Origin of the sequence: Bacteroides sp. AR29 (assembly GCF_900217715.1) — a bacterium.
GTDB lineage: Bacteria > Bacteroidota > Bacteroidia > Bacteroidales > Bacteroidaceae > Bacteroides > Bacteroides uniformis.
In genome coordinates this window covers 1-26,464 of record NZ_OBMS01000002.1, presented here as the reverse complement: position 1 = coordinate 26,464, position 26,464 = coordinate 1, and the positions used below count along the sequence as shown (strand labels likewise).

The 26,464-nt window shown below is 45.5% G+C and carries 14 protein-coding genes; all 14 read right to left on the bottom strand.

Going from position 1 to position 26,464, the window contains the following annotated elements:
• Nucleotides 1–6: 6 nt before the first annotated feature.
• Nucleotides 7–1,740 carry a family 43 glycosylhydrolase gene (locus CSD97_RS00075; RefSeq protein WP_098031788.1) on the bottom strand — a complete coding sequence of 578 codons (1,734 nt, stop codon included), beginning with the start codon at nucleotides 1,738–1,740 and terminating at the stop codon, nucleotides 7–9.
• Nucleotides 1,741–1,796: 56 nt separating this feature from the next.
• Nucleotides 1,797–3,362: a sulfatase gene (locus CSD97_RS00070; RefSeq protein WP_098031877.1), complete on the bottom strand. Its 1,566-nt coding sequence runs from the start codon at nucleotides 3,360–3,362 to the stop codon at nucleotides 1,797–1,799.
• Between the two features lie 33 nt (nucleotides 3,363–3,395).
• Nucleotides 3,396–5,666: a glycoside hydrolase family 3 N-terminal domain-containing protein gene (locus CSD97_RS00065; RefSeq protein ID WP_098031787.1), complete on the bottom strand. Its 2,271-nt coding sequence runs from the start codon at nucleotides 5,664–5,666 to the stop codon at nucleotides 3,396–3,398.
• 11 nt (nucleotides 5,667–5,677) lie between these two features.
• On the bottom strand, nucleotides 5,678–6,529 hold the full coding sequence (locus CSD97_RS00060) for an endonuclease/exonuclease/phosphatase family protein (protein WP_008662617.1): 852 nt from the start codon (nucleotides 6,527–6,529) through the stop codon (nucleotides 5,678–5,680).
• Nucleotides 6,530–6,591: 62 nt separating this feature from the next.
• Complete coding sequence (locus tag CSD97_RS00055; RefSeq protein ID WP_098031786.1) at nucleotides 6,592–7,923, bottom strand: glucoamylase family protein; 1,332 nt, start codon at nucleotides 7,921–7,923, stop codon at nucleotides 6,592–6,594.
• Between the two features lie 68 nt (nucleotides 7,924–7,991).
• Complete coding sequence (locus CSD97_RS00050; protein ID WP_229075205.1) at nucleotides 7,992–9,500, bottom strand: RagB/SusD family nutrient uptake outer membrane protein; 1,509 nt, start codon at nucleotides 9,498–9,500, stop codon at nucleotides 7,992–7,994.
• Nucleotides 9,501–9,525: 25 nt separating this feature from the next.
• On the bottom strand, nucleotides 9,526–12,531 hold the full coding sequence (locus CSD97_RS00045; RefSeq protein ID WP_098031784.1) for a TonB-dependent receptor: 3,006 nt from the start codon (nucleotides 12,529–12,531) through the stop codon (nucleotides 9,526–9,528).
• Between the two features lie 173 nt (nucleotides 12,532–12,704).
• A complete protein-coding gene (locus CSD97_RS00040; protein WP_243634936.1) occupies nucleotides 12,705–13,856 on the bottom strand; it encodes a glycoside hydrolase family 172 protein in 1,152 nt (383 codons plus the stop codon).
• Nucleotides 13,857–13,874: 18 nt separating this feature from the next.
• Nucleotides 13,875–15,056 carry a glycoside hydrolase family 172 protein gene (locus CSD97_RS00035; protein WP_229095740.1) on the bottom strand — a complete coding sequence of 394 codons (1,182 nt, stop codon included), beginning with the start codon at nucleotides 15,054–15,056 and terminating at the stop codon, nucleotides 13,875–13,877.
• 50 nt (nucleotides 15,057–15,106) lie between these two features.
• Nucleotides 15,107–16,672: an arylsulfatase gene (locus tag CSD97_RS00030; protein WP_098031782.1), complete on the bottom strand. Its 1,566-nt coding sequence runs from the start codon at nucleotides 16,670–16,672 to the stop codon at nucleotides 15,107–15,109.
• A 47-nt stretch (nucleotides 16,673–16,719) separates the two neighbouring features.
• Nucleotides 16,720–19,371 (bottom strand): glycoside hydrolase family 2 TIM barrel-domain containing protein, encoded by a 2,652-nt coding sequence (locus CSD97_RS00025; protein ID WP_098031781.1) that lies wholly within the window; start codon nucleotides 19,369–19,371, stop codon nucleotides 16,720–16,722.
• A gap of 152 nt (nucleotides 19,372–19,523) precedes the next feature.
• Nucleotides 19,524–21,815, bottom strand: coding sequence for a beta-glucosidase BglX (gene bglX / locus CSD97_RS00020; RefSeq protein WP_098031875.1), 2,292 nt, complete (start codon nucleotides 21,813–21,815; stop codon nucleotides 19,524–19,526).
• 167 nt (nucleotides 21,816–21,982) lie between these two features.
• The gene (locus CSD97_RS00015) at nucleotides 21,983–24,817 is read right to left on the bottom strand and encodes a hypothetical protein (RefSeq protein WP_098031780.1); all 2,835 of its coding nucleotides are present in this window, start codon (nucleotides 24,815–24,817) and stop codon (nucleotides 21,983–21,985) included.
• A gap of 120 nt (nucleotides 24,818–24,937) precedes the next feature.
• Nucleotides 24,938–26,335: a DUF5723 family protein gene (locus CSD97_RS00010; RefSeq protein WP_098031874.1), complete on the bottom strand. Its 1,398-nt coding sequence runs from the start codon at nucleotides 26,333–26,335 to the stop codon at nucleotides 24,938–24,940.
• Nucleotides 26,336–26,464 lie beyond the last annotated feature (129 nt).

Sequence of the window (26,464 nt, the reverse complement as noted above, 5' to 3'; positions counted from 1 at the left end):
AACACATTATCTCACTTCTTTAACGGCAGAAATTTGAGATACACCGCTTTCATTGAAAGATTCGATAGCAAAATAATATTCCTGGTCGGTAGAGAGACATTTCATCAGATGCCTACACTCGTCACCATACACCATCCAAGAACTGTAAAGCTTGTCCGGCGCAATACCCCAAAGGATGTTGTATCCTTGTGCACCTTTCACCGGTTTCCAAGTCAGCGTGATGTCACGACGATCTTCGTGACGGTGAGGGTCAAATGTCTTCACTTGAGCAGGCGCCTTACCTTCGCCCAGACCGAAAATACGGATGGCAGAAATGGAAAGGTGCGGTGTAGGAACATGAATGTTTTTGTAACGTACATAACGTACCCGAGCAGGGGTTTCCAATTCCACGTAATCGTGCGGAGTATCCTTGAAACTATTGCTGCGGTTGACGAGGCGCGTCCAGTTGATGCCGTCCACAGAACCTTCGATGGTATAACGGTGGCGTAGGCCGGGATAACGGCCATACATGTCACTCTTATAATCGTTGTAATTCACCTGAATAGCGTTTACAGTGGCAGGTGCCTGAAGGTCTATCTCCACCCACTGTGTTTCATCGTTGGAAGAAGCCAGCCAATAAGTCTTGCAATTCTCGTCCGTCAATCCGGCAGCAGTATGACCTTCTACAGCCGAAGAACCTCTGGCAGGCTTGTTGTAAGAAAGAAGCATCCAGCCGCGGAACTCCCCTTTCTTTCCCGGCACAGTAGGTGCATAACGGGGATAATCTCCAAAACGGGTGTCACAATACATGATGCCGTCTTCGTCAAAATAAGTAGGGAACATGCAGAGACGGCGTTCCCAGTGCATATTAATGGGCAGAGCCATAGAACCGAAATGCCAGTATTGCCCACCCGGTCCGAGCACCGTACTTCCATGACCGGCACCGTTGATATAACCGCCAGGCTTATAGGAAATGGGGTTATGTTTCTGATAGGTATAAGGTCCCATCGGATGGTCGGCCACATATACACCATCGGCATATACATTGAACTGAGTGCCCGGAGCGGCATATTGCATGTAATACCTCCCGTTGTGCTTTGTCAACCACGGTCCTTCGATATAGCCGCCCAGCACGGTATCGGCATGATTTTCTCCAAAACGTTCCCAACCATGTTTCTCTGGGTCGAGATTGAAAAGTTCCAGCTTCTCGCCTTCTTGTATGAAACGATGGTTCTTGTTGAGCTTCATGCCGCGAATGGGCCACTTGTTGGAAGAGCCCCAGAACATGTAAGCACTGCCGTCATCATCAAGAAAAAGGTCAGGGTCTTGCAAGTTGGTGATGATTGCAGGAGTGGCTTTCCAGTTACCCGACTTGGGGTTGTCGGTATAAAGCACACTCATCACACCCGAAGGATCGCCACAGACATAAAGTACTGAATCCTTGTAGTTATGTGCCGCCGGAGCGTTACAACCTTGTGGATACCAGTTTTCCCCCGGATTGATAAAATTCCAGTTTTGCAAATCCGTAGAATGCCAGTAGCCGTGCGTACGGGTAACGAACATATAATATTCTCCACGAAACTCTACTACGGCAGGGTCGGCACCCGAGCGGTAGGAGATATCTTTCGAAGAATTGTATATCATATAGGTATAGTCTACATTCAGCGGATTACAATAAGTATCCATGTGCATGTCCTGCGCCAAAAGGGGAGACGCCAAGCATAATAATGCCAGCAGCAGATTAGTAATCAGTCTTCTCATTATCTTTTATCTTTATTATCAGGTTATTAATGTTCAATATGTCTTCCGGTAGCTTTTCAGCGGCATAACTCCTGCGGCACATCGTATTCTTTTTGCAAGCGTGCCAGTTCAGCCTTCAGTTCGGTGGTAATCTTCTCCATTCCCTTCTTCCCATAAAGATTGTGCATTTCTTCAGGGTCTGTCTTGAGATCATAAAGTTCCCAATTGTCATCCACGTAGAAGTGCATCAGCTTGTAGCGTTCCATCTTCACACCGTAATGGGCACGCACGCTGTGGAAGCCGGGAAACTCATAATAGTGATAGTACAAGGACTTACGCCAGTCGCGCGGTGTCTTACCTTTTTCCACCAGTTCCTTGAACGAAACGCCCTGCATGTCCTGCGGAATGGAGATGCCGCACATATCAAGGAAAGTAGGAGCAAAGTCGATGTTCTGGGTCAGACCTGTAACTTGCGTACCCGGTTTGATATGTCCCGGCCAGCGCATCACCATCGGCATACCAAAAGACTCTTCGTACATGAAACGCTTGTCAAACCAGCCATGTTCGCCCAAGTAGAAGCCTTGATCGGTGGTATAGACTACAATCGTATTCTTGTCCAACCCCGTACGTTTGAGATAGTCCAGTATCTCGCCCACACTCTCGTCCACACTTGCTACACAAGCCATGTAGTCTTGCAGGTAACGTTGGTATTTCCATTCAGCCACTTCCTTAAATGAACGTGGCTTGGAATAGAACTCATTATTTCGATCGCGGTAAGCATCAAGGGAACGGCGGCGTTCTTCCGGTGTCATTGTTCCCATGAAAGCGTGCGGCCAAGGGTCAAAGAGCAGGCTGTCGCTATCGATACCCGCAACCATCTTCAAATCGTGACCTTCGTACATGTCACGGTATATATTCATCTTCTGCATCTGTGCTGCGTAACGTCCCTCATAGGCATCGTAATAATTATCGGGAAGCGGGAACTTGGCGTGTTCATACAAACGATAATGCCGTTCGGCAGGTACCCAATTGCGGTGAATGGCTTTGTGGTGCATCATCAGGAAGAACGGCTTGTTCTTGTCACGACCGTTGTCCATCCATTCCTCACAATATTGAGTGATGAGGTCGGTCACATATCCTTTATGAATAGTAGTGTCCCCCTCGGTAATGAACTGTGGGTTACAGTATTCGCCTTGGTCATTGAGAATCATCCAATGGTCAAATCCCGTCGGCTTGGAAATAAGATGCCATTTACCGATGACGGCAGTCTCATAGCCGCCTTGTTGCAACAGTTTAGGCAACGTCTGCTGAGAGCCGTCGAAACCTAGTGCCCAATTCTTCATGAAGCCGTTCTTATGGCTATGCTTGCCAGTAAGTATCGCGGCGCGACTGGGGCCTGAAATAGAATTACAGCAATAATTATTCCAGAACACAGCTCCTTCCTGCCCGATACGGTCAATATTAGGAGTAGGTGCCACTTTACCTATAGGATGACCATAGATACTCATAGCCTGCTGTGCATGGTCATCACTCATGATAAAAATAATGTTAGGACGTTCACCGTCTTGCCTGCCTTGTTCCTGAGCCTGAACAGCAGGAACCAATGGAAGCATGGCAAGTCCTAAAGATAGTTTATGATTCATCATCTTCAATGATTTATAAGATTTTTCAATTTATCATATCAACGTAAAAACAGATTCATTCCGCTCATCTGCCGACGATGTTCCTACCCAGAGCCGGAATTCCCCCGGTTCCACCTGCATCTTCATATCAGCACCACAAAAGGCAAGGTCTTCTTCAGTCAGCACAAATGTCAGCGACTTCTTCTCGCCAGCCTTGAGATACAGCTTTTGAAAACCCTTCAATTCTTTCACCGGACGAGTCACACTTCCCACAAGGTCGCGAATATAAAGCTGTACCACCTCTTCACCACCGACTTTACCGATATTGGCTACATCCACTGTAACGGTAAGTGTTTCCCCCTTTTTCAGCTCCTCCTTGTCCAATTTCAAGTTATCCACCTCAAAGCTAGTATAACTTAAGCCATATCCAAAAGGATAAAGCGGAGAATTGGGACAGTCAATATAAGAAGACTTGTAGTCCATCTTCGGATTGTCCGGAGGAAGCGGTCGTCCGGTGTTCTTGTGGTTATAGTAAAGCGGGAGCTGCCCCACCGAACGTGGAAAACTCATTGTCAGCTTTCCGGCAGGATTATAGTCGCCTGCGATGACATCGGCAATGGCATGACCACCCATCGTGCCCGGATACCAGGCTTCGAGAATAGCATCCATATTCTCGTCCTCCCAAATAAGTTCCAGCGGACGACCGTTCATCAATACCAATCCGATGGGCTTACCCGTTTTCTTAAGTTCCTTCAGCAAGTCGCGCTGCGAAGCAGGCAGGGTGATGTCCGTGCGGCAAGCAGCCTCGGCACTCCAGTTCTGGTCTTCACCGGCAGCAACCAGAATGACATCTGCCTGACGAGCCACGGACACAGCTTGTGCAAATCCTGCAGTTCCAGGCTTGCGAAGATCGCAGCCTTCGGCATAAAGAAAACGTACGTTCGAGTTTCCGTACTTTTTTTCCAACCCTTCAAAAAGAGTGACACTCCGTTGACGGTCTCCCCGTCCACCCCAACCACCGTTCACACTGTTACGTTCTTTCACCATAGGACCTATCAAAGCTACAGTCTTACGTTCGGAGGGTTGTATCGGGAAAAAGTTATTCTCATTCTTCAACAATACTACCGACTTACGAGCAGCATCGCGCGCTGCTTCCAAGAACTCGGGTTTCATGATAGTAGCCTTCTCACGCTCCTCATTCAGATAGCGGTAAGGATCGTCCATAATGCCTAAAAGGAATTTCATCTCCAGAATGCGGCGTACGGCATTATCAATGGTTTCTTCGTTCACCTTGCCCTCTTTCACGGCTTGCAGCAGATGTGCATGAAACACACCTCCGGTCATATCCATCTCGATGCCCGCATTGGCAGCCAACTCGGCGGCATGAGCCTCGTCGCGTGCCACGCCATGGGGAACAAGCTCATTGATAGCCGTATAATCCGTCACTACAAAACCGTTGAACCCCCACTCATCACGAAGCACATCCTGATAAAGGAATTTACTGGAAGTGCAAGGCACACCGGAAATCTCATTGAAGGCAGTCATGAAAGTAGCCACACCCGCATCTTTGGCAGCCTTGAAAGGCGGGAAATAAATATCGCGCAAAGAGCGCTCAGACACATCAGTCGTATTATAATCACGACCAGCTTCAGCAGCACCATATGCACAGAAGTGTTTGGCGCAAGCCAGCATCTTGTCCAGCCGCATCAAGTCTTCGGGCTTCTCACCCTGGAAACCGCGTACACGTGCGGCAGAGAGCAATGAACCCAGATAAGGATCCTCACCAGAGCCTTCCATTACCCGTCCCCAACGTGCATCACGTGAAATGTCCACCATGGGGGCAAAAGTCCAGTTAACACCCACTGCCGAAGCTTCGGCAGCGGCAATGGACGCACTTCTTTCTGCCAGTTCAGCGTCCCAGGCACACGACTCGGCCAAAGGAATAGGGAATATCGTTTTAAAACCGTGTATCACATCGAAAGCAAAAAGCACTGGAATCTTCAACCGGGATTCCGCTAGCGCCGTCTCTTGTGTCTTGCGGATGGCGGCAGAAGAAGTGGCATGGAAAAGACTGCCTATGTATCCTTTCTTCAATAGAGGTTCAATGTCCGTATTTACTTGCGGACCGGTCACAATATCGCTCTTGGCAGAATATTGGGTCATCTGACCTATTTTCTCTTCAAGTGTCATCAAGGCAAGTACAGAATCGACACGCTCTTCTATCCGTTTGTCACCGCTGTAACTCTGCCAATCACCGGCTCCTGAAGTACATGCCATACCCACAGAAAGTATCAGGGCAGCTCCAATCAATAATTTCTTTTTCATAGTAAATGCTTTTATAGTTTTAAGATAGCCATTACGGGAGCATGATCGGAGAGATAGCCGTTGTCCGGCTTATCATCAATGGTTCGGTAACGCTCCACCTCTACAGCACCTTTTATAAAAATAAAATCTATCAACCTACGTTTCTCTACCGGGATGCGCCCGAAGTCATGGAAACTCCATGTCGGTCCGTAAGCGACTTTCGCCGTAACGCAAGCATTCTTCATTCCACCTTCCGTCAATACAGTGACCGGCTCGGAATCTACCGTTCCATTAAAGTCTCCGGTAACAATTACCGGAAGGTCACCCGCCATTTGTTTTATCTTCTCAAGTATCAGCACGGCACTTTCGCGACGTGCCACTTTACCTACATGATCGAAATGAGTATTGAAAGCAGCTATTTCCCTACCACTCACCTTGTCTTTCAGTACCGCCCAAGTCACAATACGCTCGCAAGCCGCATCCCAGCCTTTCTTTCCGATGGAATCAGGAGTTTCACTCAGCCCAAAATTTCCACTCTTCAATAGTTCGAAACGGTCTGTCTTATAGAAAAGAGAGCAATACTCACCTTTCTCTTCTCCATCTGCACGACCTACACCGAGAGCGGTATATTGCGGAAGACGCTCCTTCAAGTCATCGAGTTGGTTCTTCACCACCTCTTGCATGCCTATAATGTCCGGAGCATAATAAGCAATCATTTGTGCCGCATGGTCCTTGCGGTATTTCCAATTGTTCATACTGTCCGCCACATGATCCAAACGGATGTTGAACGACATCACCTCTACTTTGGCTTCCGGTTGCCTGCCGCACGAGGCGACAAGCAATGCGAAAACAACCAATACACTATTGATAAACACGTTTTTCATGGTTACAAACCTTTTTAATCTATGTAAAACCTAATCAAAATCAAAGAATCCTATCAAACAACCTAATCGACCTTGTTCAAATAAGGAGAAGTAAAGCCTAATCTCCTCAAACCCTTCTGGACATCGGGATGACTCATGAAAAGTTTCCAAATCAAACCGGTACGATAGTTCTCTATCATCACAATAATCGGCCCTTGGTCAATGGCAAGATACGAAGGTGCAAACCAATTCTCCGTCAAATTGAACGCATCCTTGAAACCATATTCACCCCAAAGACGGTCACCCAACTCTTCATAGAAATAACGCATGGCTTCCAAAGAATATTCAGGTGCATATGGAATAGAGGAAAGAGCAGCGGTAGGCGTAATCACACCACGGTCATTACCGGGACTATGGGCAGAATAACCTTTGTCACCGTCACTGGCAGTCAATCCCCAACATTTTTCGCCGTAACCCTTGTAACCCTTCGGATTGTCAATGCAGTAGGCACGGTTAATCAAGGTATGAGCCTTCATCTGTTCCTCGTAATCGGCATAACGATCTTTCAAGCCACGTGGGTCAAGCCCCATGTAAGAATAATGAGTGAAGAAGAGAGGACCTCCCTTTCCGTGGTTGTTTCCAAGAGGAAGCTTGATGCCGTAATACTCCCGACCGTTCAGAAAAGTATTCGCATTGGCCCAGCCTTTATGATAAACGCTCTCGGCAATCGGATAAGTAGGGGAAGACGCGCCCAAAATGTAAACAATGTGACACTCGTTATGACCTTTAATCTGATGATTCATCGCCCATCCGTTGTTTGGCGACCAATGCCAATACATCACATCTTGTCCCTGAGTAAAAAAGTTCCATTCTGCTTGACGCCACAGATTATTGATTATCCCGCGGATACGGTTTTCCGTTGGATTATCCTTTGTAAAATACTGATGGGCAGCCAACAAGCCTTCGAACATGAAAGCGGATTCTACAATATCCGCTCCATCGTCCTTACGACTGAAAGGAATGGTCTTGCCGGTTTTACCGTTCATCCAATGTGCCCACATGCCGTGATAGCTGTCGGTATTCTTGTCGCTCAGAAAGCGGACTATCTTCAACATACGTTCAGCGCCCTGTTCGCGAGTGACAAAACCACGCTCTATGCCGACAATGATAGCCATCACTCCGAAACCCGAGCCACCGATGGTAGCTGTCTCGGCACCTCCGTTGCTCCGTTCATGTGCCAATCCTGATTCGGGATGGGCAAAATCCCAAAAGTAACGGAAAGTTTGCTTCTGGACAAGAGTCATGAGTTCATCATCGGAGAGTTGCTTTTCTGTCACATCAGATGGTGGATTTATGGCATTTACCGAGCACGAACAAACCCCAAAAAACAAGAAAAAAAGAAATATATTTTTCATAATACCTATTTTTAAACATTTTAACCACATAAGAAGTAGGAGTAGCCTAAGGCTACTCCTCACACACCTTATTTATTTTGCTTCAATATTCCTTGAGAAATATCAATCTGCTTCTGTGGAATGTAGAATGTAGAATGCTGGCTCATATTGAAGTTTGTCTTTCCATGGGCCTTCAGCATCTTTTCCGCATATCCGGGAACAACTTTATCAGCACGAATCAAATCAAAGAAACGGTGTCCTTCCATTGCTAATTCAATGCGGCGCTCATTCCATATGATTTCACGCAACTTAGCTTTATTCCTCTCTGTTATTTTAGGTAATACAGTGGGATCATCACCGGACTTACGAGCACGGTCTCTGACCAATTCCAATTTAGCCAGGGCGTCATCTACTAATGGATCGCTTTCACCATTTGCCAACTCATTGCAGGCCTCAGCATACATTAACAGTACATCCGCATAACGCAGAAAATACAAGTGGCAATTTTGTTTAGCAAAATTATTGGCATTCCAATAAGTTGTAGGCCACATTGTCTTTTTATTGGCGCGCGGTTGTACTCCCGGTTCGTCCTTGAAGTTTATAACCCCAACTCCTTCCATATTTTCGCCATCGTAAATGATAGTAGCCTCCCGTCTCGGATCACCTGATTCATAAGCCTTATCCAAAGATTCTGACGGAGAACAGAATCCCCAACCTTTGAAACCTCTGACACCTTGCCACTTCACATATTCGGAAGCCTTATCTCTCGTCTTGTCTGATCCCCACAAATACTGGTCGGCCAGCATCACTTCATCAGAATAATAAGAATCCGGGCTAAACAAATCACGGTAATTGTGATGCAGGTTATATTCTCCCCTACTTATTACCTGCCCTGCATATTGTTTTACACTTGCATAATCTTGACGGAACAAATAAACTTTAGCCAACAAGCCTTCTGCAGTTCCTTTCGTAACTCTTCCTCGCTCAGCAATCCCCCATTCATCACGGGTTGGCAAATTCATTGCCGCATAAGACAAGTCATCAATAATCTGCTGATAAATAGCTTCTTCAGAAGCGCATGGCTGATCGTATTCATCGGGATTCTGAACTTTAGTAACCAAAGGTACGCCACCGTAAGTTCTCACCAAGTTAAAGTAAAAGAAACCACGGAAAAAACGCGCCTGTGCAATGCTTCTAATCTTTAACTGCTCATCTTTCAACACATCCAAATTATCCAATGCTACGTTACAGAATCCGATTCCTTTATAATTGCCAGTCCACCAGCCGTTCAATTCAGAAGTATAAACATCATAAGTAAAATCATTCAATGAATTCACGCGAGCATAACTACCATCTGCCGGTGAACTTCCTGTATCAGAATTGTCACTCGGCACCTCCATAATGCCAAACCAAGAAAAGCCGATCAAGTCCCAACTTTTCATTTGAGAATATATAGCATTAATTCCCATCAAAGCACCTTCTTCTTCCCCGAAGAAAATATCTTGCGTCAATTTCCCTTGCGGCTTTGTATCCAAAAAATCAGAACAAGAGGTAAAAACCAATGCTGAAGCTAATAAAAGTGAATATATCTTTTTCATAATCATTTCCTATTTTTATTTTCCATTAGAATGTAAGATTCAAGCCAAAACGGCAGGTAGCGGTAATCGGATAAATATCACGGTCAAGCCCCCCTAAGATTTCAGGAGTAAATCCGTTATAATTCGTAAAATAAAGCAGGTTATTACCTGAGAAGTACAATCTCAAATTCTGGATATGCACTTTTTGCATCAAGTTTTTTGGGAATGTATATCCAAATTCCACAGTCTGTAACTTCACATAGTTGCCACTCTCAACATAACGGTCGGAAACAAAATAATTGTTACCCTCAAATGTCATGCGCGGAATGGAAGTATTCCTATTGTTTTCAGTCCATCTATCCAAGAACGAACGATCCCAGTTATCAACACCAGCATTTCTTTCAGCTTGTTTGGCATTATAAATCTTATTACCAAAATTACCCTGCAAATCAATTGACAAATCAAAGCCTTTCCAAGCGGCAGTTATACCCAAACCACCGATAAACTTCGGAGTAGGAGAGCCTAAATCCGTACGGTCTTCAGCAGTTATATATCCATTGCCATCCGTATCTGCATAAATCAGATCACCCGGAGCTACATTTGCCTGATACTTCTTCTTCGCATCACCGGAAGCAGCCGCAGCCATCGCATTATACTGCTCAATCTCCTCATTACTTTGGAAAATACCAATAGTCTTGTAACCATAAAAATACTTGATTGGCATTCCTTCTTCTGTCATATGAACACTTTTTCCGGAACCTATATCCCCACTGGTGATACGTTTACCTCCCAAATTAGTCACCTCATTCTTAATTGTAGTTCCAGTCAAGCGGATGCCATAACGAAAATCCTTAAACGAGTCTTCCCATTTCACCGTAAAATCAAGTCCAGAGTTACGTACTGAGCCCACGTTTGTTTCTACAGAGGCAAGTCCTACAGAAGCAGGAACATCCACATTTACCAACATTTCTTTTGTATCTCTTCTGTAATAGTCAAACTCTAAAGAAAAGCGATTATTGAACAAGCCTAAATCAAAACCAAGATCCAACTGCTCTGAACGTTCCCAATGGATTTGTGTATTATAAAGAGAAGTTACAGTACCACCAGAATAATAATCACCACCAAATACAGCATCATAAGTAGGGGCTACATTAGCCAATGCATAATATTTGTCATTACCAATCTTATCATTACCAATTTGCCCCCAGCTACCTCTAATCTTCAAGTTACTCAACCATTCAACATTATCTTTAATAAAAGCTTCTTCAGAAATCCTCCATCCGGCAGCTACTGACGGAAAATATCCCCAACGGTTATCCGGTCCAAACTTCGAAGAGCCATCGGCACGTATAGAAGCCGTCAACAAATATCTGTCCATTAAAGCATAGTTGGCACGGAACAAGTAAGACATCATGGCTTCATGTTTTCCATTATTCTCAAGTCCACGTGTATCGCTTGAAGACTGATCCAAATACCAATAGTCTTCCACTTCTGAGAAGAAACTACGTCCTGACCCGCCTAACTTTTCATTAGTGTATTTTTGAGCAGTAATACCACCCAAAAGATTCAGACGATTTTTATCATTGATTTGCCAATCATAAGTCAAGATATTCTCCCACAGCCAAGTAAAATCTCTAGTCCATGTTTTAGACAAGCTGTTCTCATCTACCTTTTGATACTCCGAGATATAATACTTAGGAGTAAAATTACGACTTCTACCATTAATATAATCAATGCCCAAGCTGGTCTTAAAATTCAACCCTTTAATAACTTCCCAATTCAAGAATGCACTACCCACAATTCTATCTTTCCAATTATCACTATTCATATAATGGAGGGTAGCAAGCGGATTAGCAGTAGATGCCACCTGAGGATCGGAGAAATTACCATTCTCATCATAAGGAGTAATGATAGGACTCAGTTTATAAGCAGATTTTACAACTCCCTTATTTTCATTTTTTGTATGACTAAAAGAAGCCGATAAGTTATGCCCGATAGTCAAATGTTTGTTTATTTTATATGAATTATTGGCACGCAAAGTAAAACGGTCATAAGAATTTTCCTTTATGATACCATCCTGTTGGAAATATCCGGCACTCAAATTATAACGTACCTTTTCTGTTCCGCCACTAACAGCAACTTGATAATCACGGACAGACGCTACTCGGAAAATCTCATCGAACCAATTGGTCCCTTTTCCGAAAGAAGCCGGGTCATCATAAACAAGACCGCCATCTGGATTAATATTCAAGTTAGCTTCATTTTGCAGCATAGCATATTCAGAAGCCGTACACATCTCAAACTTACCGCTATTTTGGAACTGAAATCCTTCACTGGCAGTAATGTTCACCTGTGCTTTACCTTCAGCACCTTGCTTGGTGGTAACAATGATTACACCGTTAGCACCGCGAGAACCATACATGGCAGTAGCAGAAGCATCCTTCAATACCTCCATGGACTCAATATCATGGTTACTCAGGAATGATATATCGTCCATAAACATTCCATCAACCACATAGAGCGGATTGCTATTATTAGTAGTACCGATACCACGAATGCGCACTTCAGGAGAGCTACCCGGAGCACCGCTTGCAGAGATAAATACACCGGACACACGACCTTGCAATGCGTTAGCCACATTAGGTGTAGAAATCTTTTTCAAATCATCGCTCTTGATAGAACCAACAGCACCGGTCAAGTCTGATTTACGCTGTACACCATAGCCTACAACTACAACTTCATCAATCAACATATTGTCTTCTTGCATTACTACATTAATAGTAGTACGACCATTCACTGCTATTTCTTGGTCTTTCATACCAATATAGCTATAAAGCAAGACAGCGTTACTGGGAACATTGGTAATCTTATAATCACCATCAAGTCCAGTAACGACTCCTTGTTGAGGAGCCCCCTTTACCGAAACTGTAGCACCAATAACAGTCATTCCCGTCTTGTCGGAAACGACACCCGAAACCGTAATTTTGTTCTGCGCCATCGAAACAACGGCAAACAACAACATCACACATGTAATTAATAAATTTTTCTTCATTTTGTATTGATTTAAAATTCTTTTGCAAAAGTATAGGAGCAATTGATGTATGTCAAAAAACAAACTACCACAAGATTACCACAACCTGCTCAAGCACTACAACGTAACTACTACAGCATTGTATAAAACACTAATTCCCAACAACATACACTAGGAAGTTATTTAAAGATTATTCAGACTGCAGGCCTATCCAAATAGAAATATGCTGTTGAAGTTACATGATCTTGGCGGTAGAAATTAACAAATCCTGGCGGAAAGTCTTTATCCGTGATATGTAGGTCTGAATCTTCATCTAATAAACGATAGAATTTCAGTTTACCGCTTCTATCTATAGTAACCGGTACAAGAGGAACCTTCGCCTTGTACAGTTCGAGTACCTTTTGATATGGAGCACCTCCAATCTGCTGCAATGTAACTCTTATATCATGACGAAAATAAATCGGGTCCTGCACGTGGAAACGATACATACTCCACCAACAACTGTCCGCATTTGCAATCGGACAACCTTGATAACGGTGGGAATACTCGCCCTGCCCCCAAGCCGTACCAATATAGTCTTCAACTCCCGTACCACTCAATGTGGGAAATTCCTTATCTCCGTCAATGTAGAACTTGATTTCACCTTCTCCCCACCAAGTAGTTTCATACGCCTTATTGGCAAAGATACCCAAGCTTACCCCCAAAAAGCGCCCCTTGCCCGATAGTTGGGGAAGAACAGTATAATCCACTCCCAACTTGGTGGATTTGTCTTCACGCCAGACAGCATGAAAATAGCTCATCTCCGAATCCCATTCCGGCAATTTAGTAAAGTTGATATCATAAAACAAGTGTGTCAGGTCCTCATCCGAGGTATTCACAAACACCACTTTGGCACCGATGCGGTAAGGCATCGGAATAGAACAGTTAAAAGAACGCTTCTCCGGATTAGAAAAGAAACAGTTCTCAAAACGAGATGTACGTGACAGCGGATTCCCAAAAAAATCTCCCAATGGGACATCCACTGCCGGAACAACAGAATTATCCCAATAAAACTTGATACGCAACGCACGAAGCATCTTAGGGTTACGTTTGCTGACTGTCAGCCAAATACGGTTAATGATCCCGGGTCCTTGCTGAGACAACAAAACACAGCTGTCTCCCGCCATGATTCTGCCGAAAGCACTTCCTTTTGCACCTTTATTGACTTGAGCTGCCGTTCCCTTGGCACCGGTAGGATTTTCAAAACTTGTCCACCGCGTTTCATGACCTTCAGGCACTTTCCATATTTGGGCATGCCCCAAAAGAGTAAATGCTAATAAAACAGATATAACTAATAATGTCTTCATTTCATATCCTCCAGCAATTTATTCATTTCCCCAAAGGTCAGCCTTATTCCCTTTATTCTTTCTCCACTCATGACGCCATTTGTGCATCATCACATTGTTTACCATCGGCTTCAGCTTACGGCCCGCCTTGTCGGGTATGGTGGGAACAGCCGTCGCCTTGTCCTGATACCAGTAGGCAACGGTGGCCAGGTCGAGGGTCAGGCAATTGTTGTGCCCATGCTCAATGGTGGCTTTCAGCCCTTTCTCAAAGAAGACGGGATCTTGAATAAAGAACCGATAGACATGTGTACGCCCCAAGAATCCGACATCATTATTCACACGTGGATAGCCGAAGTAGATATGCTGGTAGGGCTCTTTCGGGCACCAGGCGGTGTTGAACAAATCTTCCGTACCGGTTCCTATCAAGGAAGACTGTTTTTCACCGTCGATGAACCACATGTCATCGCCTTCACCATACCACATGGGGGTAGGGCACTGTACATAATAATTCAATCCCACAAAATGGCCCTTTCCCTTGATATCGGCAAACACATAATTGTCGGCTCCGTCCTTATTCTCCGTCTGCTTACCCACGGAACCCCACTCGGTCTCCCCCTCGGGAAGCGCTTCGGTAATCTCACGGTTGAACCACGCATGGAAACGCCCCATGTCCTTGGGCAGTTCCTTCATCTCCACATAGTCTATGTAGTAGTAGAAGGCGCCGATGTTGACATCCGTCTGATTCTCTATCTCAATGCGCGCACCTTTGGCAAAAGGCATGGCGAAATAGCTGCACAAACCCGTACCACCGTTGGGACCGGAAGAAAGTGCAAAAGAAGCATAGTTATACTGTTCGTTCCATCCCTGGCCGAAAAAGGGACCGATGGGGGACACGACAGAAGGTTCGTCGCTGCCGTCCCAGTACATCCGAAGGATGATGTCGTTACGGGAAAGCTGGCGCGGTCCCGGAGACATCGTTATCCAGATATGGTTGATTACGCCTGCCCCCTTGATGTCGGCCAAGACAGCCGTTTCGCCCGGCTTGATGGCCTTCAGGTGGTCACGGTTGTTGCCCGTACGGTCATAACTGCTGACACGGCGGTTGCGCAAGCCTTCCTTCATCTTGGCAAGGTCATACATTTCACTAGACATATTGGTCTGCGCAAAAGCGCTGCCTACTCCCATCAAAAGGGAGAATAAACCTACAAAAAACTTTTTCATCACGGTATTCTTCATTTTTCAAATTATGTTTTTCATCAATCTATCGGTTGTCACTTTCTTGTGGCATCCGACTTCCTTATCTTCTCCTCCAGTATCCGCGCCAGCCTGCGTGCCACTTTGGGATGCTGTTCATACACATTTGTGGTCTGGTATGGGTCTTCCTCCAGATTGTAAAGCTGCACAGAGGGTGCATCCGGCTTTATCCGGGCATTTTCTATATCGCTGTTCACCCGATGGGTGAGCTGGAAAGCGGATGCCCCGCCCAAGTCATGGTCACCGACATTCTTTCCGGTAAATCCGCCGCTGTTTTGCGCCGGAATATAGACCCACTTCCCTTTGCGAATGGAAAGATGGCTCTTTTGGGAAGGACAGATTATAATATGGTCCCGAATCATTTTCCCGGGATTTCCGACAAGGGCAGGAAGCATGTTGAAACTGTCCGGCCCGTCCTGCTCCTGCAATTCATATCCTGTGAGGGCAGCCAAAGTGGCAAGCATGTCAACATTGGACATCAACTGGTTGGATACGCTGCCCGCAGGAATCCTGCCCGGCCAGCGGACAATCATAGGAATGCGATGCCCGCCTTCCCAAGCTCCGAACTTGAAACCAAGAAGCTTGCCGTTGATATGGTGTCCTGCCTTCCAAGCTCTCTGCCCTCCATGATTCAGCATTCCTCCGTTGTCACTGGTGAAGATGAGCAGAGTATTTCCCGCCAGCCCTTCCTCATCGAGGGTACGCATAATCTCGCCTACCACCCAGTCCAATTCATGGATTGAATCACCGTAAGGTCCTGCCTCACTGGTACCTACAAAGCGTTCGGCCGGTGTAAAAGGATGATGGATGTTGGTGGTAGCATAATACAAGAAGAAAGGTGAATCCTTATGTTCCTTTATCCACTGCACGGCCCGGTCTTTCAAAGTAGTGGCTACAGCCCGGTCTTTGTACAAACGGTGCGCAGCCGTGGCTCCACCAATAGAGTTGATACCGAATTTTTCATCGAACTCCTCCGTTTCTGCCCTCTTGCCTCTTACAAACGGGTCGTTGGAATCATAACCCACCACATGATGGTTCTCCACATAAACAAAAGGTGGATGACTGTTGAGAATAGGCACACCGAAGTAATAATCGAATCCCAATTCAAGTGGTCCGGGAGCCAGTTCCTTGTTCCAGTCCATCTTTTCGTCCGTACGGAATCCAAGATGCCACTTCCCCACGATGGCAGTGGAATAGCCGGAACGTTTCATCACATCCGCAATTGTGGTGCGTGCCGTATCAATTTGCAGAGTCTGATTCAGGAAGATTGCCCCCCAAATATCCTCACGGCAAGGATATTGACCAGTCATTAGTCCATAACGTGAAGGCGTGGAAACAGCCGAGGATGAATGAGCGTCCGTAAAGCTACGGCCCTGCGATGCCAGACGGTCTATATTGGGAGTCTTGACCTTGGTGGCACCGTAACAACCAATGTCGCCATAGCCCAAGTCATCAACGTTGATAATGATTACATTGGGCTTGACCTCAGTGGAAGCCGGAGATTGCTGCGCGACGGCAGGCAAAGCGCTGAATCCCATCCCTACTGTGAAGGAGAGGGACCCGGTGAGAAGTTTGTGTTTCATGTTTCACTCAATTTATCGGTTAATACAACATCCTTGCAAATAGAAGGTCAATGAATCCTGAATATCTTTATCCCATTCAAGAACGTCATTCCCTTCACCGCCTCAAAGTCCACTGTAAGGTTTCCACCGGTTACGGCAATACGCAATTTCTTGGATATGCAACGGTTCCCGCCTACTTCTATCGCCGGAGAGAAATGGCTCAACCAAGGCCGACCGTTGACAGAAACATTGAAGACACTGCCGCGGAAATCGGCATTGTCTAGGGTAGCGACAGCTCCCAAATCGTAAGTCACCCGTTCGGAACGTGCGTTCAGGTCAGCAAAAAGAAGTTCCACTTCATAGTCGCCGTCGGGCAAGTCGAAGCGATAGGCTTTGATGCCCTTGCGTTTGGTCTGGAGCAAAGGAACGTTACGGGTGTCTTTCACTTCGGCAGTGGTTCCGATACGTCCCGGAGAACGGCGGAAAATCTCTCCACCTATGTAGCCCCAACTCCCAGGAGTATAAGCTTGGTCGGGAAGCCAGCAAAGATCACTCTTGTTATCCGTAAAGAAACAGTTGCTGCCCACGTTCACTGCAAGTTCCAGCTGTCCGGAGCCGGCTGCCGCGATATAGCGAGGCTGCATCTTCACAAAAATGTCCGAAACCTGCTCCACCTTCTTCCCTTGATAGATGCCGGATGCTACAAGCGTGTTTCTTCCCACAACAAGAGGTACCCGCCACCCAGCATGGCAATTCTCAATGTCTTGTACAGAGAGTTTTTTCCCATTGACAGACAGCTCTACCTTATCCAGATTGGAATACACTTTCACCGGATGTTCCACTGCTTCGCCGTCCGAAACCACAGTCCGATGCTTCCAGTCATCCACAGCAATGTGCAGCACCGGAATATCCTTACGCAAAAATGCCTGAAAATAATAAAACACATCTTTAGGCCGGCGATCATTGTACATCAGCCCTTTATTATTAATGTGTGGCGTAGCCTCCTGGCGATTGGCAGAACTGAAATCAATGAAATTCCACTCTGTGGCGCCGACTATGAACGGCCGCCTCATGATAGCGGGCAGATAGTATTCGAGGTACAACTGCTGCCATTGCATGGAGAAATCGAATATCTGCGGCTCGAGCGACTGCAAGCGCGGGTCGGAACCGGCACCGAACTCACTGATTATTAACGGACGGTGCGGGTATTTACGATGCTCTTCGTCCACAAAGCGGTCGAAAGACTTGAAGTCGTTCTCATACCAGCCCTGATAAAGGTTCCAACCGGAAATGTCGGTGATATTGCTGAGACCGATTTTATTGTAAATCTGATTGCCGTGGTAGGCCATCGTACTCAGACGGTAGGGGTCTTCCCTCTTCAGAGTTTCCTCCAGATGCCGGGCAAGCGCCAAGGTATTCTCGTAGAAACCGTTGAGCCGTTGTTTCTTCACCCGATACTGCAGCTGGATGACAGCCTCGTTCATATACCCCCACATAATGACGGACGGATGGTTGTAATGCTGGCGAATCATTTCGCGCAAGGCGCTTGTGGCATTCGCACGGAACTCGTCACCCAAAGCTATCAAATCTACTACCGGAATCTCCTCCCATACCAGCATGCCGAGTTCGTCGCAAGCACGCAACACGGCATCGTCCTGCGGGTAATGTGCCAGACGGACAAAGTTCACACCCATGTCTTTCAGCAACTGCATATCCCTGCGGTGCATCTCATCCGAAAGCGCTATGCCCATCGGCATCTGGTCCTGATGACGGCAAGCTCCCATAAGTTTCAGGGGTTCCCCATTCAACTTGAAGCCTTCCTGCGCATCCACGCTGAACCAGCGGACCCCCAAAGGGACACGTGTCTCATCTTTCAACACCTTGCCACGCACATCTTTCAAAGAAACTTTCACGCTGTACAGATAAGGGGAATCGGGCGACCACAACTGTGGCTTTTCCAACTGTAACCGCTCCTCGAAGGCGAACGCCCCGTCGGCATCTATCCGGACGCTGCGCAAAGATTGGGCTACGGTCTTCCCATCGGTATCCAGCACCTCGACGTCCAACTTCAACACCGCACGCCGCACATCACGGTTCACCAAAGTCCCACGCACACTGATTTCCGCCCTATCCTCACTCACGGAAGGCAAATCGACATAAATGCCCGTAGAGGCATAGTCGGTAAGGCTGATGTGCTGCTTTGCAGCACTGATGAGCCACACATTGCGGTAGATGCCGCCAAAGATGGTGAAGTCGCCGGACAAAGGAGGTATCCGGTCGTTCTGATTATTGACGTGCACCATCAGCAGATTCGGGGCATCAGTCCTTACTTTATCCGTAATGTCTACGGTAAAGGCAGAGTAACCTCCTTTGTGGGTAGTGAGCAGCTCGCCGTTGAGGTACACATCTGCCAGAGAATTGACAGCATCAAATTTCAGGTAAAGCTGCTTATCCCGCATCTGCGCGGCATCCGTACGGAACTCTTTCTTATACCAGGAAGAAGCCCTGCGGTAGTTACGGGTAGAATAGGCATCCGTATTCCAGGTATGTGGCAGATGTACCTGTTCCCAACCTTCCTCATGACATCGCACTTTCTGGAACCGATTGTCATTATACGCAACATAATACCAGCCGTCATTGAAACTCTGAACCACCCGCCCGGCATTGACAACCGGGTACATGGTGGACAGACACAATATTAATAAAAATATTTTCTTCATGTTTTTCAATAGATTATATTATTCCACACAAGTCAGGCAAATACTGCAAGAATGCTGCATATAGTTTGCAGTGAAAATGCAGACAATATGCAGCAACAATGCCATCTCAACGCAGTGTCTCGAATGCTGCATATTGCCGCCTCGGGAATCAGTTAGAGTAACGTGAACGTTGCTTTCTTTACGTCCCGGCTATTTCTGCCAATCATCACCTCAAAGTTACCGGACTCGCATACAAAATCAAGATTGTAGTTGTAGAACTTCAGCAATTCGGGGGTAATCTTGAAAGATACTTTTTTAGATTCGCCGGCTTTCAGGAAAATCTTTTCAAAGCCTTTCAACTCTTTCACCGGACGGGTTACACTTCCCACAAGGTCACGAATATAAAGTTGAACCACTTCTGCACCGTCTCTCTTGCCGGTATTGGTCACAGTCACGGTAGCAGTCAGTTCGCCCTTATCCGTCATGCTAGTCTTGTCCAAAGCCACGTCGCTATAAGAGAATGTTGTATAGCTCAAGCCGAAACCAAAGGGATAAAGCGGTTCATTGTCTATGTCTATATAGTTGCTGCGGAATTTCTGGAACCATGCACCGTCGGCAAGAGGGCGGCCCGTGTTCTTGTGGTTGTAGAACAAAGGAATCTGTCCCACGCTCTTCGGGAAAGTCGTAGTCAGCTTCCCACTCGGATTCACATCACCAAACAATACATCACCGATGGCAAAACCTGCCTCACTGCCCGCAAACCATACATTCAGAATGGCCGGCACGTTTGCCTGCTCCCAGTTCAGTACCAGCGGACGACCGGTAAACAGCACCAGTACCACCGGTTTTCCCGTTTTCAATAATTCCTGTAACAGTATGCGTTGGGTGTCCGTCATTTCAAGATTCGTGCGGCAACTGCTCTCTCCACTCATTTCCGAAGACTCACCGAGCGCAGCCACAATAACATCCGATTTGGCAGCCACGGCAAGAGCCTCGTCCAGCAACTCCTTGTCCGAACGATTGTCACGGTGTAAAGAACGTCCGAACATAGTGGCACGTTTCTCATATTCGGCATCACTCATCAAATTACAGCCTTTCGCAGTCAGTATTTCGGCTTTACCGCCTGCTACCGCCTTCAAACCTTCAGCCAAAGAAGTAGCATTCTTCAATACGGCAGCCACACTCCAAGTACCCGGCATATTACTGCGGCTGTCTGCCAACGGACCTACCACAGCAATAGTGCCCTTCTTGGCCAGCGGAAGCACATTACCCTCGTTCTTCAGCAACACCAAGCTCTCCGAAGCAATCTTACGCGCAACGGCACGATGCTCTTTGGTAAAGATTTGCTTCTTGGCACGCTTCACATCACAGTATTTATAAGGATTATCGAACAAGCCCAACTTGTACTTAGCTTCCAAAATACGGCGACAAGCCACATTAATTGCTTCTTCTGTCACTTTTCCTTCTGTCAATGACTTCTTGAGCGTACCAACAAATGCATCGCTCACCATATCCATATCTACACCAGCATTCAGCGCCAACGCGGCAACAGTCTGCGTATCGCCCATGCCATGGTCGGTCATTTCTGTAATTCCGGTATAATCTGTCACTACAAAACCGTCAAACCCCCACTGCTTACGCAATACATCCGTCATCAACCACTTGTTTCCAGTGGCAGGAATGCCATCGACCTCATTGAAAGAGGCCATCGCACTGCCCACACCGGCATCAACCGCCGCCTGATAGGGCAACATGTATTCATTGAACATGCGCTGATGGCTCATATCTACTGTATTATAGTCACGTCCTGCCTCACCGGCACCATACAAGGCAAAATGCTTTACACAAGCCATAATCTCATCATTACGGCTCATATCCTTTCCCTGATAACCACGTACCATGGCCTGCGCAATGGCTGCTCCCAGAAACGGGTCTTCACCGTTGCCCTCGGACACACGCCCCCAACGGGCATCACGGCAAATATCCACCATCGGACTGAATGTCCAGCAAATACCGTCGGCACTGGACTCAATGGCCGCAATACGCGCCGATTCTTCAACCGCCTTCATATCCCATGTACACGACAATCCCAAAGGAATGGGAAACACCGTTTCATATCCATGAATAACATCCATACCGAATAAGAGAGGAATACCCAAACGACTTTCTTCAACCGCCTGCTTCTGTACATCGCGGATACGTTCCACACCTTTCAGATTGAAAAGCCCGCCCACTTCACCGGCACGAATACGTTTGGCCACATTACTACTTTTAGCCTGACCGGTCGTAATCTCACCGGTAACCGGCAGATTCAACTGACCTATTTTCTCTTCCAGGGTCATCTTCTTCATTAAATCGTCAATGAAACGATTCATATCGACCGGAGATTTCTGCGCATACGCACTAACGGCAGTAAACATCAACAAGGCTAAAAATGATTGTAACTTGAAAAGTAAATGCTTCATGTCTTTCATGCTTTTAATTTATAGAAATATTATTTTGCTGCAAATAAAAGAAAAGCATGCGACAACCTCCACATCCCGCACTACAATAAAAGTACATCCATCACTAAAAAACAAAATAGGAAGTACAATATTAGTACTTCCCCCATTAATATTTTACTGTAAAACAGTTATTTAAAATTTATAAGGAAATCAGTTAGACTTTCTTCCGGAAGCAGATTGAATTTCTTGCGCAACCGGTATCTTGCAGCATCAACCCCACGCGTGGAAATATTGAGCAACTTCGATATCTCCTTTGTCGGCATATTCAAGCGAAGCAATGCACAAAAGCGCAAATCTCCTGAAGTCAAATCTGTATATTGAAGTTTCAGATTACGGAAGAAGTTTTCGTGTATACGGTCAAAATTAGCCTGAAACATAGTCCAATTCTCTTTATCGGACACTATATTGCTATTAACTAAAGTGAGCAGCTTATCCAAGTTCTTACGGCCATACTGCCCCGACAACTTTTGCCGCTGTATCTCTTCTTTCAAGGAATTCAGAAATTCCTGATGGGCGATATTTGTCATTACCACACTGGACAACTCCTTGCTTTTAAAACGCAAATCGGCCTCAAGCTGCTCCTTTTCCAACTCAACAATCTTCTTCTCTTGCCGCTCGAGTTCTGCCTGATGGGCTACGCGCTGCCGTTCAATCACACGGTCTTTCTTTTTCTTCACGAAACGGTAGACCAGATATTGCAACAAAGCCAACAGACACAATCCTGCCAAGATATAACTTCCCACAGCCCAATAAGACAAGTACCACGGAGATAATATCTCAAAAGGAAGCTCTACCGATGCCAAAACCCTATCAGTATTATATATCTCAGCTTGGAAAATATAATTTCCATAAGGAAGACGGGCATACATTTTCTGCAAACTGCGTCCACTGGGCACCCATTGTTCGGAATAGCCATCCAACTTATATCTTACCTTATAAGTATAATCACTATAAACCGGATAACACAAGGTAAAACTCACTGTATTAAATTCGGACTCCACCCGGACTCCCGGCTGCGCCACCAATGTTTTCCGCTCACCACTGAATTCATCAATAGCCCGCATTCCCGAAATCCATAAAGAACGTTTGACTCGGGATTTATACAACGAAGAACTATCCGTCTCAATACGGGCAATGGCATTGTTCAGGCAAAGATAGGAATGATTATTTCTCTTGTCATAAGCCACGCTTCCACGCTCTTCCACTGCCAGACCGTCAAACAAAGAATATGGAATCCGGAGTTCTATATCGAAAGTATTTATCGCACATTTCACCAAATACACCGTTCTGTCCCCTACAAACCAATAACGATCTCCACTTGCACGACTCACAGTCTTGATTTCCCTCAATTCCGCCAATTGTTCATTCATCGTTTCATAAGGAACAATCGAGTCGGTCATATCTTCATAAGTATAAAAGTATTCTCCATTAGAAAAAACCACCCGACCATTGATTTTAAAAAGCGTGAAACTTCCACCCTCTACTTCTCCCAAACTCTCATACTTCCGCACATCCTTTACCAGCTTCATATCCGGATCAATCCGAAAGCGATACAAACCATTCCTTAAGTGTTTCGCCCAGATATTCCCCTGATGGTCCACTTCTATATGGCGAATCATGTGACTGAACCCACGTAAGGACCGAGTAAAATAATACTCTCCCGAAGCAGTTTCCGTATATAAATTCAAAAGCGCATAAGTCCCCTCCAATAAAAAAGACTGTTCCTTCAATTCAATCTTTTCCATACACATCCCTCCCTTTGCGTCAGCCACCTGCTTTGACTTCAATCCCGATATAAGGAAAGTACCCTTGTTGTGTCCGCAAAAAATCTGTTTTCCCCATTCATCGACGAACCACGCTTGTTCTTCCAAGCCCGGAACCAATTCAGCCTTTCCATCCTTAAGCCAATAAAGTCCTTGATTAGAAGCAATATAAGCTTCATTTTCCCTTACTAGAACATCATATACCATACCTATTTTACGAAACGGAGGTTCATAATAATAGATTAGAGAATTATTGTGTATATAGGCAATACCTTCATCCAAAGCTGTCCATATATTATTGTCATCATCACAATACAACTTCAAAACAGTATTGTTCTGTAGTTTATTATCCGTATTGACCTTCCAAATCAGCTTTCCTTTTTTATCCAACGCATATATGCCATCGGATATTGTGCCAACAACGTAGCAACTGTCTTTGGTCATCACCGCACGATTAATGGTATGCTTCCTGAATACATCATCACATTCGGTTTCCCATTTTTCCACCCTCCCATCTCGATAGAGAAAACCTCCCTGATTACGGGTAAGCATTAAAACCGCATCATCATAAGGAAGCCCGGCCAGGACATCGCTATTCCCAAATGCCTTTCTGGGAATAAGTTCTTCCATTTTCCTGCCAGAAAAGACACAAAGTCCACCATTTATTCTTTGAGAATAAAAAGTATTTCCAACCTGAAATAAGTTCAGAGGAAGACTCTTCATCCGAGTACCTTCCACCGAATTTCCATTATAAAAAAAGAGAGAACCAAACGATTGAAAAACAATTTCTCCTTGAACGCAAACAATGTTCCAGATTTCATCGTTATGAAAAGTAAAATCCTTCACCTCATCTTTTAGCGAATGATATTCAAGGGTATTATAAGGAGTACGGACAAAATAACCGAATTCTTCGTAAGAGCCTACATAAATTCTTCCATCTTTACTGATATATATAGCACGCACAATTCCTTTTGTCGGTAATTCATACAACCGCCAAGCACTTCCATCAAATTCCAGCAGTCCATTATTATTGCCAAAATACATCACCCCTCTTTCATCTTGTGCAATAGACCAATTCTGAATACCGGCATTATAATCCGACACCGAATAGCTCCTCACTATAGGAGAAAAAGGTATGGGTGAAGCTTGCAGCAAACTACTGAAAACCAAAGACAAGAGAAACGTTATTGCAATTCTCATGAGTACTGTTTATAGGTATTTACCAGCAAAGATAAAGCTTTTTGCGTTTTCGTAAAAACAAAATCGCAGATTATCCTCTTTTATAGAAAGATAACCCGCGACAACTGATAACTCACTTTATTAATTTTCAGCCGTTTTCTGTTTTCCCAAAGGAATAGAAACCCCCAAGTAAGCATTGACATTCTTCGTATTCTTGCCAAAGAACATATAGTCTGTTCCCGCAAAGAAAGGACCCAGTTTCAGTGCCAGACCGAAGGTTTTACCGGCTCCTTGAAGTACGGAATAGCTGGCAGCTACATTGAAAGCATTCGTCGGACGGATGCAGGCAGAGAAAGTCAGCTCATTCAAAGTTTTCGGTTTGGCAAAACGACCGGTATACAAGGCACCCACTACCAGCCAATCATTCAGTAAGGCATATTCAGCGCCAAGAACCATTGTAGAAGTCAATCCACGGGTACGGCTCTTCTCAGAAGCCTCCTCCGTCTTGAGCTGCAACATGTCATAGTTAAGAATCTCGCCGCTGTTCACAATATTCATGAACTCCTGCTGCGAGGCCGGGTCAAGAAGATCATAAGTCTGCTCTGCATTGGCTCGCGCTATACTGGTATTCGATTTAGACCATTTGATAAAGCCCAAATCAAGAACTGAAGCAGAAAGTGTCAATTTATCCAGTAACTTGTAAGATACTCCCAAATCAATAGCCCCACCATATCCGGCAAAACCAAAACTGCCAAAATCGATTTCATCGATATAATCACCATTCTCATTCTCGGGAAGTTCTAACAGCTTTGACGAGTTCTCCAAAGTTGCATCCACTTGAATGGAAGCTTTACTCGTCACTCCTGAAGAGCCGACAGAAGGAGTTTCCACATGAATCTGGTTGATGTTCAGCTTTAAGTTACCGATACCCAGCAGCATCTTCACCTTACCACCTACAGCCAGTCGGTCTGTGATATTCCTTGCAAAGCCAAGGCCGACTTCCGCATAGGAATTTATCTCAAGCTTCTGTCCATTAATGGTTTCGTTAATACCCAAATAGTCAGAAATATTGTCACCGAACTCCCGGCTGCTCATGTTATTCATAAACTGGAACATGGTTTTCGGTATGGCGGCACCGATATCATTACGCAACCCCACATTGACTGACCAGAAGTTCTTTCCTTTATACCACCCGGCAGACAGAATGTCGGTACTCAAATTCACATTCAAGTTATTGGTAGCATCCAGTCGGTTCATAAAGTCATTGCTCATGAAATAGTCGCTATCATCACTGTTCTCAATAATGTCCATAATATCCCTATACCCCAGGGAACTGGAGTTGACGGTAGCATTCAACGAACCTATCACGGGAATATTCAGATAACCGCGTCCCGGCATCAAGGCCGGATTGAGCTGCATACGCTGGTTACTTCCTTCCATAAAGTAGGAAGTGCGCAGGAACTGGGCTTGTCCGGAAAGAGAGAAGCAAAGCAACAATACCACAAACAGCCATACTCTCAGAGAATTCAATTGTTTCATAACCTTGTCAATATTTTCATTATCACCTGCAAAAATCATTAGTGTCCCGTTAAAATGGGACGAGTTAAACAATTAATCAAATAGCCCCGGAATAAGGGGATTATTTAGATCTTTGACATCATTGAAATT